The following is a 14,419-nucleotide window of genomic DNA, read 5'->3' on the forward strand; positions in this document are numbered from 1 at the left end:
TAGTCATAGGGATAAGGCAGGAACTGCACGCCATTGTTCAGCAACGCGCCGAGCGGCTTTTTCGGCCCCAGGCTGCCCATCAGGCTCAGCGCGCCCTGGGTCATGCCATGGTAGGCCCCCTGGAACGCCAGCACGGTGCTGCGCCCGGTGACCGTGCGCACCAGCTTGAGCGCAGCCTCGACCGCATCGGTACCGGTCGGGCCGCAGAACTGGATCTTCGCTTCCCGGCGCAGGCCCTCGGGCAGCAGGGCGAACAGGTCCTGGACGAACTGATCCTTGACCGGCGTGGTCAGGTCCAGGGTGTGCAGCGGCAGTTCGTCGGCCAGCACACGCTGGATCGCGTCGATCACCACCGGATGGTTGTGGCCCAGGGCCAGGGTGCCGGCACCTGCGAGGCAATCGATGAACTGGCGGCCCTCGACGTCCTCGACGTACAGGCCACGGGCGCGCTTGAGCGCCAGGGGGATGCGCCGGGGGTAGCTGCGGGCGTTGGATTCCTGCTGCTGCTGGCGCAGCAGCAAGGGCGAATCCTCGAATTCGTACAGGGCGCGCGGCGCAGTGGCCGGCAGTACCTGGGCAAGACTGGAAGCGGTCGACATCGGAAAAACCCTCGCAAGCAAGCGAATGTGCCCGCCACGCGCCCTGTAACCGGATGTGTGTCGGGTTCTTATCGCTTGAAAAACGCTTCAGCGAGGTGCGGATTTAGCGGTTGTCATGGGATTTGTCGTAGATGGCGGCCTCTGTCGCGGAGCAAGCCCGCTCCCACGGGCTCATGACCAAGCTGCTTGGAAGCGGGCTTGCCCCACGATGGGTACAGCGCCGAACTCAACTTCCTGAACGCGCCGGCACCTGCAGGCTCACCCGCAAACCATCGGCCCGGCTGTCGAACCGCAGGCTGCCAGCGCAGCGCTGGACGATGGCCTGGACGATCGCCAGCCCCAGCCCGCAACCTCCGCTCTGGCCGTTGCGCCAGAAACGTTCGGTCAGGTGTTCGAGATCTTCCTGGGCAATCCCCGGCCCATGATCGCGCACCAGGAAGTCCACCTGCCCGTCCTGCGCCTGTACCTCCAGCTCCACGGCGGCATCGCCGCCATGGCGCAGGGCGTTGTCCAGCAAGTTGCGCAGCGCCGCCACCGCCAACGGCGCCGGCATGCTCAGGTAGACCTTGGCCGCCGCCTCGGGCAGGCGCAGGTGAATGCGCCGGTTGTCGCCGCCACCAGCGTCCTCGATGGCCTGTCGGGCAACCTGCTCGGCGCTGCACTGCACGCCATCGTCGAACGACAGGCTGCCCTCGACCCGCGCCAGCATCAGCAGTTGCTCCAGCGTGCGGTGCATGCGATCGGTACCCTGCTCGGCATGCTCCAACGCCTGCTCACGCACGGCACCGTCGGTCATGCGCGCCACCTGCAGATGGGTCTTGATGGCGGTCAGCGGGCTGCGCAGCTCATGGGCGGCGTCGTCAGTCAGACGGCGTTCGCGCTCGATGGTCTGGGCGATGCGCAGGAACAGCTGGTTCTGGGTATCGAGCAGCGGTTGCAGCTCGCTGGGCAGGCCGGCCACCTGCAACGGCTCGACGCTGTCGGCGCGGCGCCTGCGCAAGGCATCACGCATGCGATTGAGCGGCGCCAGCCCCTTGCCCAGGCCGATCCACAATAGCCCCAGGCTGCCCAGCAAGGCCATCAGCACAGGCGCCGAGGCCGCCAGCAGGATTGACTGGTTCAGCGCCTCGCGCTCCTGGTGGCGGTCGGCGGTGGTGATGCGCACATCGCCATGGTTGTAGGTGAAGGTACGCCAGGAGGCGCCATCGATGGTCTGGTCACGGAAGCCGCTGCGCTCGTCGTCCATGGCGCCGTCGTGCTTGTGGTTGCTGGCGAGGATCTCGCCGCGCAGCGAGCTGACCTGACAGGCCATGCCGTCCGGCACGCTGAACTGGTCGGCGGAAAAATGCGCATCCTGGCCCTTGGCAGTCAACGGTTGCGGCAACTGGTCGATCAGCCCCGCGACCATGCGCGCCGATGCCACCAGGCGCTGGTCGAGGGAGAACATCATCTGCTGGCGCAGGTCGCGCAGCATCCAGGCCGCCGCCAGCGCCCAGATGACGATGAACACACTGCCGAGAATCAGTGAAAGGCGAACCCGCAGGCTCATGACACACGCTCCTCCGGCGCCTGGGCCGGCCCCAGACGGTAGCCAAGGCCGCGTACGGTCTCGACGATGCTGTTGCCCAGTTTGCGCCGCAGGTGGTGGATATGCACGTTCAGCGCGTTGCTTTCGACCTCGTCGCTAAAACCGTAGACGCAGTCCTTGAGTTGCTCGCTGGACAGCACGCGCCCCGGGTTCTGCAGCAATGCCTGCAGCAGGGCCTGCTCGCGGCGCGACAGGTCCACCGCCTGGCCGCCCAGGGTCGCCGCGCAACTGCTGGGGTCGTAGCGCAGCGGGCCGTGCTCGATGACGTTCACCGCCCGCCCGGCGACGCGGCGCAGCAGGGTATGCAGGCGAGCGGCCAGTTCGCGCAGGTCGAAGGGCTTGAGCAGGTAGTCGTCGGCGCCGGCCTGCAGGCCGTCGACCCGGTCGGTGACCGCGTCGCGGGCGGTGAGCACCAGCACTGGCAGGGTCTCGCCCTGCTGGCGCAGGCGGCGCAACAGCTTGAGGCCGTCCTCGTCGGGCAGCCCCAGGTCGAGGATCATCACATCAAACTTCGCGGTTCCGAGCATCTGCCGGGCCTGCGAGGCGCTGGCCACCCGGTCCACGGTCAGGCCCTGGGCCGAGAGGCCGGCGCAGATGCCGCTGGCGATCAGGTCATCGTCCTCGCAGAGCAGAACGTGCATATGGGGTCTCCTGGGTGGGGAAGCTGGCATTGCACAGGGTGGCGATTAAGGGGGGATTATGAACGGATTTGGAGGACTTCGTCGGGCTGATAGCATCGGGACAGACAAGGCTGTCGCCGATCCTAAGACCAACTTAACCTTCAGTTAATAACCCAAGGCCAGCATGGCCCTCTTCAAAGCTCTGCCAAGGCGTCGACATGCGTGTTCTCCTGCTCTTCCTGACATTCCTGCTCGCCGGCCCCCTCCAGGCCAACCCCTTTGCGGTCAAGCCGGACTTCCTGCCGGTCAACGAAGCCTTCGTCCTGACCCACGATCGCCTGGAAAACGGCCAGATGCGCCTGCATTTCCAGATCAAGGACGGTTACTACCTTTACCAGAAACGCCTGAAGTTCGACGGACTGCCCCCTGAGCAGCACCCCGTGCTGCCCCAGGCCGAGAACCACCACGACGAGTTCTTCGGCGACAGCGCAGTCTATCGCTCCGAGCTGGAACTGCTGCTGCCGGCCGGCGCCAGCGGTGAACTGCGCCTGGGCTGGCAAGGCTGCGCCGACGCTGGCCTGTGCTACCCGCCGCAGACCACGCCGATCGCTCTCGGCGGTAGCGCCACGCCAGTCGCCGCTGCCGATCAGGCCAGCGACCAGGCGCTGGCCGGTACCCTGCAACAGGACAGCCTGGCCTGGAGCCTGCTGGCGTTCTTCGGCTTGGGCCTGCTGCTGGCCTTCACCCCCTGCTCGCTGCCGATGCTGCCAATCCTTGCCGGGCTGGTCCTGGGCAACGGCGCCAGCGCCCGGCGCGGCTGGTGGCTGGCCGGTATCTATGTGCTGAGCATGGCGCTGGTCTACGCCGCCCTGGGCGTGATCGCCGCGCTGCTGGGCGCAAGCCTGCAGGCCTGGTTGCAACAGCCCTGGCTGCTGGGCAGCCTGGCCGGCCTGTTCGTGCTCCTGGCCCTGCCGATGTTCGGCGCCTTCGAACTGCAGTTGCCGGCCGCCCTGCGTGACCGCCTGGACCGAGCCGGACAAGGCACCCGTGGCGGCAACCTCTACGGTGCGGCATTGCTGGGCGCGTTGTCGGGCCTGCTGCTGGGACCTTGCATGACCGCGCCACTGGCCGGCGCGTTGTTGTTCATCGCCCAGAGCGGCGATGTGCTGCAAGGCGCGCTGGTGCTGTTCAGCCTCGGGCTGGGCATGGGCGTGCCATTGCTGTTGCTGGTCACCCTGGGCAACCGCTACCTGCCACGCCCGGGTGCCTGGATGAACCTGGTCAAGGGCTTGTTCGGCTTCGTGTTCCTGGCCATGGCCCTGTACACCGTGCGTGGCCTGCTGGCGGAAACGCTGGTGCTGGCCCTGGCCGGCGCCTGGCTGATCGCCCTGGGCTGGGCCGCCTGGCCGGCCCTGCAACGCCTGCCCGCCTTGCGCGCCATTCCTCTGCTCGGCGCCCTGTGGGGTGGCCTGCTGCTGGTGGGCGCCGCAGCCGGGGGCAACGACCTGTGGCAACCTCTGCAGCCCTTCGCCGGCAAGGGCACGGCAGCAGCCCCGGCCAACGCCCACGACGCCTTCGTCACCGTGAGCGCGCCGGCCGACCTGCAACGTGAGCTCGACGCCGCCAAGGCCCGTGGCCAGTGGGTGCTGGTGGACTACTATGCCGACTGGTGCGTGTCGTGCAAGGTCATGGAAAAGCAGGTGTTCGGCCGTGGCGATGTCCAGGCTAGCCTGGCCGGCATGCACCTGCTGCGCCTGGATGTGACCGCCGATTCCCCGGCCAGTCGCGAACTGCTGCAGCGCTTCCAGGTACCAGGCCCGCCCAGCCTGATCTGGATTGGCCCGGAAGGCGACGAGCGCCGTGCCCGACGCATCACCGGCGAGATCGACGCCACCGGTTTCCTGCAACACTGGGCCCAGACCAGGAGCCAAGGCTGATGCTGACCGTCACCCTCGGTCCACTGACCATGGCCCTTAACCACCTGCTGCTGCTCGCGGCGCTGGGCATCGCCAGCCTGGTCGGCTGGCGGGTGGCCAGGCACGGCGGCGAGAATCCGGAGTCGGCGCTGTTCAATTTGTTCCTGCTGGGATTGCTGTTCGCTCGCCTGGGCTTCGTCCTGGCCTACTGGCCGATGTACCGCGACGACCCGCTGCAGGTCATCGACATCCGCGACGGCGGCTTCCTGCTCTGGGGCGGCCTGCTGGGCATCGTCCTCGGCACCCTGTGGCAGGGCTGGCGGCGCCCCGGCCTGCGCCGGCCACTGGGCTGGGCGTTGTTCAGCGGCGCGCTGTTCTGGGGGCTGTCCAGCCTGGCCAGCCACCTGTACAGCAAGGGCACCGAGCTGCCGGACCTGAGCCTGCGCGACAGCCGCGGGCAGGTGGTGGCCCTGCACAGCTACCGCGGGCGACCGCTGGTGATCAACATCTGGGCCACCTGGTGCCCGCCCTGCCGGCGCGAAATGCCGGTATTGCAACAGGCCGAGGACGACTACCCCCACGTGACCTTCCTGTTCGTCAACCAGGGAGAAACCCCGGAAAACGTCAGCACCTTCATGGCCACAACCGGCCTGATCCTATCCCACGTACTGTTTGACGGCACTGGCGAACTGGCCCGCAAGGTCGGCTCCATGGCCCTGCCCACCACCCTGTTCTACAACGCCGAAGGGCGGCTGGTCGGCAGCCACTTGGGCGAGCTGTCGCGCGCCAGCCTGCGCCACGCCCTGGAACCCTTCGAACGCGCCGATGCGCCCGCCCCACAAGGAAACTGACATGCGATTGAATGCGCTGCTGCCCCTGACCTTCACCCTGCTCGCCGCGCCCCTGCTGCACGCCGAAGAGCTACCCAAGCCGGTCCAGCAACTGCAGGCCAAGGGCGCCGTGATCAAGGGCAGCTTCGACGCCCCCAATGGCCTGCGCGGCTATGCCGCCGAGTACCACAACAACGGCATCGCCCTGTACCTGACGCCCGACGGCAAGCACGTGCTGGTGGGCAGCCTGTTCGACGAGCAGGGCAAGGACCTCAGTGCCGAGCCACTGGAAAAGCTGGTGTACGCACCGATGAGCAAGGCGGTCTGGGCGAAGATGGAAAAGACCGCCTGGATCCAGGACGGCAAGGTGGACGCACCCCGTACCGTCTACCTGTTCAGCGACCCCAACTGCCCCTACTGCAACATGTTCTGGCAACAGGCCCGGCCCTGGGTCGAGTCGGGCAAGGTGCAGTTGCGCCACATCATGGTCGGCATCATCCGCGAGGACAGCCCGGGCAAGTCCGCCGCGCTGCTCGCCGCCAAGGACCCTTCCAAAGCCTTGCAGGAACACGAGAAAGCCGGCAAGGCCAGCACGCTCAAGGCGCTGGACAAGGTGCCGGAGACGGTTCAGAAGAAGCTCGAGGCGAATCTGGCGCTGATGGAAGAACTGGGCCTGGCCGCGACACCGGCGATCTTCTACCAGGATGAGCAAGGGCAGTTGCAAAGCCAGCAAGGGGCGCCGCGGCCGGAGATGCTGGGGAAGATACTCGGCAAGCGTTAAACGGCAATCTATCTGAAGGTGCAACGATAGCCTTTGGCGAATACCTCGACAGGGCTGTCGTAACCCACCAGCAGACAGCGCTTCAAGCCCAGCGACCCTGACGGGTCGCAAAGCGCTTTGCGTTCGCCTGGGCACTGTACGAAAAGTAATGCCATAAACACCGCCGCCAGCAAGCCATCCTGATCATTGCAGCAAAGCTTTCCGCCAGCTTGCAGCGGCGTGTACCCAGGCGGCGGTTCTCCTTCAGCCAACCAAATAGTCGTGGACAAGGAGATACGGTCGGCACACGGCCGGAGCCGTCCTTTACACGCTCATTGATACGCCCGCTTCACCCTCGACCTTGACCATGGCTCAAGCCATCAAGGTCTCGGAAAATAGAGTGTGTATACGCTGACAGAAATCTGATTTTTCGACACTGTCCGGCAACACCAATACATAGTAAAAAATTCGATTGAAGCGCAAATTGATATCGTACGGTTCGAAATCCGAATCACCTTCAAACTCGAATAGCGTAGCGATCCCGTTCAACGCTGCTGGCTTTGCCTCAACGCCGAAGCACCCCTCGCCCGTCGCCCCCAGATTGTAACCTTGCTCAAGGTGGGCCTTCAGCATCCCCTCATCTTTATAGAAAAGAATAAACTCCTCTCCCCGAATGCACTCCTGCTGTGACTGAAACCCCAGACGTGCTGCTTTTTCCGTCAATGCCGCGAGCCCTGCCTCCAGCGACGTATCGGTATAAAAGCCATACATGACACCCGACCAATCAGCCATTTCACTGTCTCCTATAGCTTGCATCCGGAAGCACCGTGACTGACATCAGCGCGAAGTCTTCTATTAGCGTCCCGGAGCTGAATATCTTCTTGTATATAGAGCCTTAGATAAGCATTCTGCCGATCCACTTTTTTAACTTTCCCGCTATCAACCTCAAATGAAACAAAATGGGTACTTTTCTCTTTGGTCAGCCCCATTTTACCTCTTACATTGGTGCTCTCCATTTCCTCAGGCGTTAGTGTCGTCACGTAGACACCTTTGGGCTTGCCTTGAATAGCGCCTCGCCCCCTGGCGCCGGGGTCACTTTGATTAATCACGCCTGTCCCCATGATTCCCTTATAACCTTCCTTGCTCGTGTAATGATAAACACGCACCACCTCCAAGCCTAACGGATCGATCCATGACAGAGGATTAGGCGCATATTGATAGAGGTTGATCCCGCCCCTCAAACCTAGCGGGTCTTGTTGGGTAAACCGCCCGATATCCGGGTCATAGAATCTGAATGTGTTGTAGTGCAGCCCAGTTTCCCGATCCAGGTACTGCCCCTGAAAACGCACATTCTGCCGGCTGACCTGCTCCGGCGCATGCCATTCCTCGCAGTTGTTGCCCCATACCTGGTACTGCCCCTGCCAGGCAGTTATCCCGTGTTCGTCGGTCAGTTGCTCTACCAGGCCGACCAGATTCGTATGAAAGTGGAAAACCTGCTCATGTCCAGGCAGCCCATCTACCCTGGCCAGTGGCTCATGGCCCGCCGCGTCTGCGTACAGATAGAGACTCGGTTTGCCGTCCTGAACTTCTCGCAACAGACGCAGGCCTTGCCACTGAAACTCGGTTCGGCTGACCGGCACGTCCAGCTCGTCACGGTAGACCCTTTTGTCGATGCGCCTGCCCAAGGGGTCGTAAGCAAACTCGATCCGTTCGCGAAGCGGCCCACGCCGCTGACGGATACAGACCAGCCGGTGCTCTGCATCGTACTCAAAACGCTGGAGCAGACGATTGCCGGAGCGTTTCTCCTCGAGCCGACCAAAGCGGTCGTAGCGATAGCGTCTGTCTTGGAACACCTTGACCCGGTTATGCCGTACCCGACCGTTGACCTGATATCCCTCTAGCAGGTTGCCGGCAAGGTCGTAGCCAAAGTGCTCGACCATCGGCTGTTGCTGAGGCAACTGGCGTGACGCGCCATGGATTCGTTCGGTGGGCCCATAGTCATAACCAATGCGCCCCTGGTAGCTGCCACGCCCACCGGCACCGGCCTGGAAACGACCGACCAGATGCTCAAGCTCGACCCCCAGCCCGCTACCAGCGCGCTGCGTCTGGGTCAGTACCTCGCCGACAAGGTTGTCTGTCGCATCGTACTCATAGTCCTTCTGCAGCAATGGCAAGCGGGTGGGCTCGCCATCCTGATATTCCACAGCCTTGCGCAGCAGGCGCCGCGTGCTGTCATAACGGGTTCTGGTAAGCAATGCGCCCTGGCTGCGCAAGACCTCGCCGTGTAGCGCATCGCGCTCGAAATCGCTGATCACCCGCCCATCGAGGTTGATCTGGTGCAGATGTCCGCTGCCGTAACACAGGTAGTTGATCCGGCGAGAGTCAGGCAGCGTCAAGGTCTGCAGGTTACCGAGGGGATCATAGGTGTAACCGAGTTGCCCTGGACCCTGACTTTCGCTCAGCAATCGCCCCATGGCGTCGTAGGTGAAGTCCAACTGCTGGACCTGACCATTACGGTGAGTGAAACGGATCGCCAGCAGATTGTCAGCAGCATCGTAGCGGTAGGTCGTCTCGCCATCGTCGGTCCGCCTGCACAACAGACGACCGACCGCATCGTGTTCATGGTAGTGAACCTGTGCAAACACTTCGGGCTCATCCGGGCTGCCCGGCAACACGGGCTCCGCTTCGCGGCATGGGTGCACGGTGCGTTGGGTGATCGCATCCAGGGCATCATAAAGCAGACTGAAACCGCCACCATCGAGGTTACGCTGACCAACCAACCGATCTAGTGCATCCCACTGGAAGCGATAGTGCTCGCCATTCTCGTTTTCCAACTGCTGCAAGCGGCCATAGGCATCCCAGTGCAACCGCACGGTGTGCCCCAGCGCATCAGTACGCTGCAGCAGTCGACCGCTGCCGTCATATTGCCATTGGGTCATGCGCTGTGCTGGGTCGACATGGCGGGCCAACTGCCCCGCCGCATCGATCTGGTAGTGCTCGACCCTGCCGTCAGCCAACTCGCGCTGCAACAGGCGACCACGGCTGTCGAAGCGATAGCGCGTGGTGCCACCCTCGGCGTTGCGCACCTCACTCAGGTGCCCGCGCCAATCGTAGCGATAGTGGGTCTGTTGAGCAGAGCAGTCACGCGCACAGATCAGTTGGCCGCGATCATTCCAATTGAACGAACGCTCCTTGCCTATGGCGTCGACACTACGCACCATACGCCCCTGACGATCGTGGTCGTAACGTGTCAGTTGCCCGAGTGGATCGACTTCGGACAACAGGTTGCCCCGAGCATCATAGGTATAACGACGCTCATGCCCTGCTCCATCGACGATGCGGGTGGGCAAAGCCCAATGTTCGGTGTAGCCGATGCTTTCACGACGCCCCAACGGGTCGGCAGTGGCAACCACGCGCCCGAGCGCATCGTAGCTATAGGACCACTCGCCACCTTGTGGATCGAGGGTGCGTCGCAACAGGCCATCGACATAGTCGTGCCGCCAGCGATATCCCAGCGCATCGATGTAGGTGTGTACCTCGTTCAGCGCGCCCCAGTGATAGTGTTCCTCACGCCCCAGGCCATCGATGACCTGGGTATGGCCCTGCTCCAGGTCATAGATGAAGCGATAGTCCTCGCCGTCGCTGCCCCAGTGCCGAACCACGCGCCATTCATGCTCAGGCTGTGGCTCCAACAGCGCAGGCATGGCGTAAGGCGTGCCATCCAGACTGCACGGTTGGCGCGCCGGCGGTGGCGTGAAGCAGGCCCACTCGTAGTACCGGGTAGCCCCCATGGGCAGCGTATGGCTGGCCAGCAACCCTTGGTCGGTGTAGGTAAACTGCCTCAGCAATTGCCCTTCGGCATCGGCGACAGCCTCCAATTGCCCTGCCGAGGTGTAGCGATACTGCACCAGGCATTCGCGCTGCTCGACGGCAAAGGCCTGGCCGGGCCGCAAGGACAGTCTGTGGATCTCGGCTACCCGGCGCGGTTGCCCGTCGGCATAGCACAGTTCGATGAAGATCCGGGCCGAGCTGTCGCCGAGGAACTGCAATCGGCCGTGTTCATCGTAGAACAGCTCCAGGCAATTGAGGTTGCGATCACCGACCTTGACCAGGCGCGACCGCCGACTGTCCAGTGGATCGGTATGAAACACCCGGTACAAGCCGCTGTTGATGTCCTCGACGATGGTGAAGCCGTTGTCCTGATGAAAAAACGCCAGGCCATCGAGAATGCTGACAAAGGCACTGCCGACCTGCAGACGCCCGAGCTCCAGCCTGGCGCCCTCATCATCGACGTAGATCCACAACTCGCCCCCCTCAGGGTGCGCGACACGCTCCAGGCGCACTTCGTAGGGCACACTCCAACCCATGCCGAACAGGCCATCGCTACGCCGGTCGTTACTGTCATAGCGCCGCGCCCAAGTGATCGGGACCATCGCCGCGAGTGTGAAATCCACATCCTCGGGGCCGTCCTGGAATTTGCTGCCCATCGCGGGAGCCACCGGGTTGCCCACCCCGCAGCGGCGCCCCTTGAGCATGCCCCGGCGACTGATGAGCATCCCGGCAATCAGGCCAATGATCTTCGCCGCGGCGCTCTTGCCGTCGTGGATGTCGCGCACGGTGGTGGTGCCGCCACCGATGCGCACATTGGGCGAGTAGGTCATGCCGATCGGCCCGTCGCAGGTGGTCTTGTCTCCAACCCGCGCTGCCGGCTGACCATTGATGAACACCTTGTCCGAGCCCTGGGCAACGAACTGTTCGGGCATCGGTGGGTGCTTGCTGCAGACCGCCTTGTCCTCGGGCTTGGGAATCGATCCGGGCGCGGCCGGCGTGGTCACCGGCGGGTTGAAGATGCTGTTGATCTCCTGCGCCAGGCCGATCACCGGCAACACCATCGAGGCGCCGACCATGGCGTAGGCACCGATGTTTTCGAGGATCGACGGTTCATCGGCTGGGCCCGGCGCCTCGACCGGGCCACCACTCACTCCGGCGGCGCGCGCCGCGAAGATACCGTTGATGCGGGTGTTGTGCGAACCACTGCTGATCGAGCCGTACGGCTCGGGCGGAAACAGCGAATTGCCGACCCAGTTGCTGAAGTCGCTGATATGGTCGCCAATGCTCTTGTCTTCACCGGCCGGCAGCATGGCGGCGGCACTGACCATGACCCCGGCAATCAGCGGTGTGAGCACGGCGGCGGCGCCGCCGGTACCGACCACAGCGACCACCGCGCCACCGATGGCGGCGCCGACCGCGGCGACCGCCGCCGCATAGACGGCGGCCTCGACCAAGCCACTGACCAGCTCGGCCATCAGCGGGGGATGAAGAATGAGATCGCCCATACGGGCGGCATGCAGGCTATCGTCCATGAAACCAGTGAAATCCTTGCGCAGTGTGTGCAGCGTAGCACCGGCAAGTGTGAGGATTACAGGGTGGCCATGCGCCACTTCGGCGCATCAGCGCAGGGCTTGCCTGATCCTGTGGGAACAGGCAGGCCCTGCGCTGAAGGCAATGTGGCTACAACGCCTCCAGCTCCGCCATCAGGTCGCTCAACCGATCGACCTTGGCGTCATCCAGCGCGCTGTCCTGCAGCCCGCGCACATAGTCCGCCAGCTCTTCGACCGTGCTGCACTCGAACATCGCCCGCAACGGCACATTCAACTGCAGGGCCTTCTGCACCCGCGAGGCGATCTGCGTCGCCAGCAGCGAATGCCCGCCCAGCTCGAAGAAGTTGTCGCGCACGCCCACCCGCTCGGCCTTGAGCACATCGACCCAGATGCCGGCGAGGGTCTGCTCCAGATCGTCGCGCGGCGCCAGGTAGGCCTGGCTGTGCTGGCCGCCGATCTCGATGGCCGGCAGCGCCTTGCGGTCGAGCTTGCCGTTGGCGTTGTGCGGCAGGTTGTCGAACCAGCCCCAGTGCAGCGGCACCATGTACTCCGGCAGCTCGGCGCGCAGGCGCTGCTTGAGCTGGTCGAGCAGCACGGCGTCGGCGGCGACGCCCTGGTGCGCCACCAGGTAGCCGACCAAATGCTTGCCGTTGATTCCTTCCTGCACGCCCACCGCAGCATCGCGCAGCTCGGCTTGCTCGTGCAGGCGTGCCTCGATCTCGCCCAGCTCGATGCGGTAGCCGCGGATCTTCACCTGGTGGTCGATACGCCCGACGTACTCCAGCACGCCATCGGGACGGCGCCGGGCCAGGTCGCCGGTGCGGTACAGGCGCTCGCCCGGCGCACCGTACGGGTGTGGGATGAAGGCCTGGGCGGTGCGCAGCGGATCGCCGACATAGCCACGGCCCACGCCGGTGCCGGCGACGCACAGCTCACCCACCGCGCCCAGCGGCACCAGGCTCTGGTCCTCGCCGAGCAGATACAGGCGGTTGTTGTCAGTCGGCGTGCCGATCGGCAGGTAGCTGCCCTGGGTCGAGGTGGCGTCGACGCGGAAGAACGCCACGTCATCCGAACACTCCGCCGGGCCATAGGCGTTGACCAGGCCGATGGTCGGGTAACGCTGCAGCCACTGGGCGGCCAGCTCGGGCGGCATGGCCTCGCCGGTCGGCAGCATCCAGCGCAGGCCGTCGAGGGCCTGGTGATCGTTGGCCAGCATGCCCTGGATCAGCGACGGCACGCTCTCCAGCACGGTGATGCCGGTGGCCTGCACATGGCTCAGCAGGCCCTGCGGGTCGTGGGCGATGGCGTTCGGCACGATCTGCACCTTGGCCCCGAACAGCGGCGCGGCGAGGAATTGCCACACCGAGATGTCGAAGCTCTGCGAGGCGGTCTGGGCGATCACGTCCTGCTCGTCCAGGGCCAGGTATGGCACCTTGCTCAGCTGGTTGTTGAGCATGCCGCGCTGCTCGACCATCACGCCTTTGGGCAGCCCGGTGGAGCCGGAGGTGTAGATCACGTAGGCGAGGTTGTCCGGCGCGCTGTGGATGCCGGGGTTGTGGCTGGCCACGTGGCTCGCCTGCACCTCTTCCCAGACCAGCAGCTTCGGCCGTGCCGCACCCGCCACTTCGTCGAGCAACTGGCGCGCCTGCTCGGCGCAGGCCGCGCTGCACACCAGCACCGGCGTGCGGCTGAGCTCGACGATGCGTTGCAGGCGCGCCGACGGCAGGCCCGGATCCAGCGGCAGGTAGCCGGCGCCGGCCTTGAAGCTGCCGACGATCATGCCCAGCAGCGCCAAGCCGCGCTCGGCCAGCAGCGCCACCGGTTGGTCGATGGCCACGCCGGCCGCGACCAGGGCATGGCCGAGGCGGTTGGCCGCCACGTTCAGCCCGGCATAGTCGTAGGACGCCTCCAGGCAGCGGGCGACGGTGCGCTGCGGGTGCGCGGCGACCCGCGCCTCGAACAGCTCGACGTAGCTCTGCTCCAGGGCGTAGCTGTGCTCGGTGCGATTGCAGTCGTCGAGCAGGAAGCGCTGCTCCTCGGCGCCCAGCAGTGCCAGCTCATCCACCTCGCCATTGAAGCCCTCGACCAGCGCCAGCAGCAGGCGCTTGAACTCGGCGAGCAGGCGCTCGACGGTCGGGTAGTCGAAGTAACGCTGGTCGAATGACAGGTGCAGGCCCAGGTCATCGCCCGGGTAGCACACTGCGGTCAGCGGGAAGTTGGTGTGGGTACGGCCCGAGTCGGAGCTGGCGTCCAGGTGCTGGGCGTGGTCGAGCACGGCGGTTTCCACCGGGGCGTTCTCGAACACGAACAGGCTGTCGAACAGCGGCTGGCCCTTGGGCAGTTCGCTGCACTCCTGGATCGCCACCAGCGGCAGGTACTCGTACTCACGCAGCTGCATGTTGCGCTCGAGCAGGCCTTGCAGCCAGTCACGCACGCTGCGCCGTTCGCCGGGCTGCGGCATCTGCACACGCAGGGCGATGCTGTTGATGAACAGGCCGACCGTGCGCTGCATCTGCGGCAGGCTCACCGGACGCCCGGCCACGGTGACGCCGAACACCACGTCGCGGTCGCCGCTGTATCGGGCCAGGGTCAGGGCCCAGGCCGCCTGGGCGAAGGTGTTGACCGTCAGCTGGTGGGCCTGGGCCAGTTCACGCAGGCGCACGCCCTCGCTCACCTCGAGGCGGGTGTAGCAATCGCCCACTACCATGCCGTCACCGGCGTGATC

General features: G+C 64.8%; 9 protein-coding genes and 1 pseudogene. 3 read left to right on the top strand and 7 right to left on the bottom strand.

All coding sequences use genetic code 11. The annotated features are described in order from the left end of the window. From CC207_RS27835 to CC207_RS19880, 3 genes are all read right to left on the bottom strand, one after another. On the bottom strand, positions 1–599 hold a 599-nt coding region (locus CC207_RS27835), incomplete at its 3' end, for an aminotransferase class III-fold pyridoxal phosphate-dependent enzyme (protein WP_371916492.1). Positions 600–825: 226 nt separating this feature from the next. Next, the gene (locus CC207_RS19875) at positions 826–2,148 is read right to left on the bottom strand and encodes an ATP-binding protein (protein WP_062362479.1); all 1,323 of its coding nucleotides are present in this window, start codon (positions 2,146–2,148) and stop codon (positions 826–828) included. Beyond that, complete coding sequence (locus tag CC207_RS19880) at positions 2,145–2,828, bottom strand: response regulator transcription factor (RefSeq protein ID WP_028692892.1); 684 nt, start codon at positions 2,826–2,828, stop codon at positions 2,145–2,147. The genes CC207_RS19875 and CC207_RS19880 overlap by 4 nt, the downstream gene beginning before the upstream one ends. A gap of 197 nt (positions 2,829–3,025) precedes the next feature. On the opposite strand from CC207_RS19880, the gene dsbD reads away from it, so the two are divergent. Genes dsbD through dsbG form a run of 3 tightly spaced genes read left to right on the top strand, consistent with a single transcriptional unit; the run spans position 3,026 to position 6,334 of the window. Next, complete coding sequence (gene dsbD, locus CC207_RS19885; RefSeq protein WP_028692891.1) at positions 3,026–4,744, top strand: protein-disulfide reductase DsbD; 1,719 nt, start codon at positions 3,026–3,028, stop codon at positions 4,742–4,744. After that, on the top strand, positions 4,744–5,574 hold the full coding sequence (locus CC207_RS19890; protein WP_088852634.1) for a TlpA disulfide reductase family protein: 831 nt from the start codon (positions 4,744–4,746) through the stop codon (positions 5,572–5,574). Before dsbD ends, CC207_RS19890 begins: the two co-directional genes overlap by 1 nt. Position 5,575: 1 nt before the next feature. Further along, positions 5,576–6,334, top strand: coding sequence for a thiol:disulfide interchange protein DsbG (dsbG, locus tag CC207_RS19895; protein WP_088852635.1), 759 nt, complete (start codon positions 5,576–5,578; stop codon positions 6,332–6,334). A gap of 82 nt (positions 6,335–6,416) precedes the next feature. Here dsbG and CC207_RS19900 read toward each other — a convergent pair. From CC207_RS19900 to CC207_RS27840, 4 genes and pseudogenes are all read right to left on the bottom strand, one after another. Next, positions 6,417–6,596 (bottom strand): annotated as a pseudogene (locus CC207_RS19900) (hypothetical protein); the annotation flags it as partial. An 89-nt stretch (positions 6,597–6,685) separates the two neighbouring features. After that, positions 6,686–7,105: a hypothetical protein gene (locus CC207_RS19905; protein WP_028692888.1), complete on the bottom strand. Its 420-nt coding sequence runs from the start codon at positions 7,103–7,105 to the stop codon at positions 6,686–6,688. Positions 7,106–7,116: 11 nt separating this feature from the next. Then, positions 7,117–11,676, bottom strand: a complete 4,560-nt coding sequence (locus CC207_RS19910) for an RHS repeat-associated core domain-containing protein (RefSeq protein ID WP_088852636.1) — start codon at positions 11,674–11,676, stop codon at positions 7,117–7,119. Between the two features lie 148 nt (positions 11,677–11,824). Continuing rightward, positions 11,825–14,419, bottom strand: a 2,595-nt coding sequence (locus tag CC207_RS27840; RefSeq protein ID WP_256582133.1) for an amino acid adenylation domain-containing protein, incomplete at its 5' end; no start/stop codon positions are given.

Source organism: Pseudomonas sp. DrBHI1 (genome assembly GCF_002205115.1).
Taxonomy (GTDB): domain Bacteria; phylum Pseudomonadota; class Gammaproteobacteria; order Pseudomonadales; family Pseudomonadaceae; genus Aquipseudomonas; species Aquipseudomonas mosselii.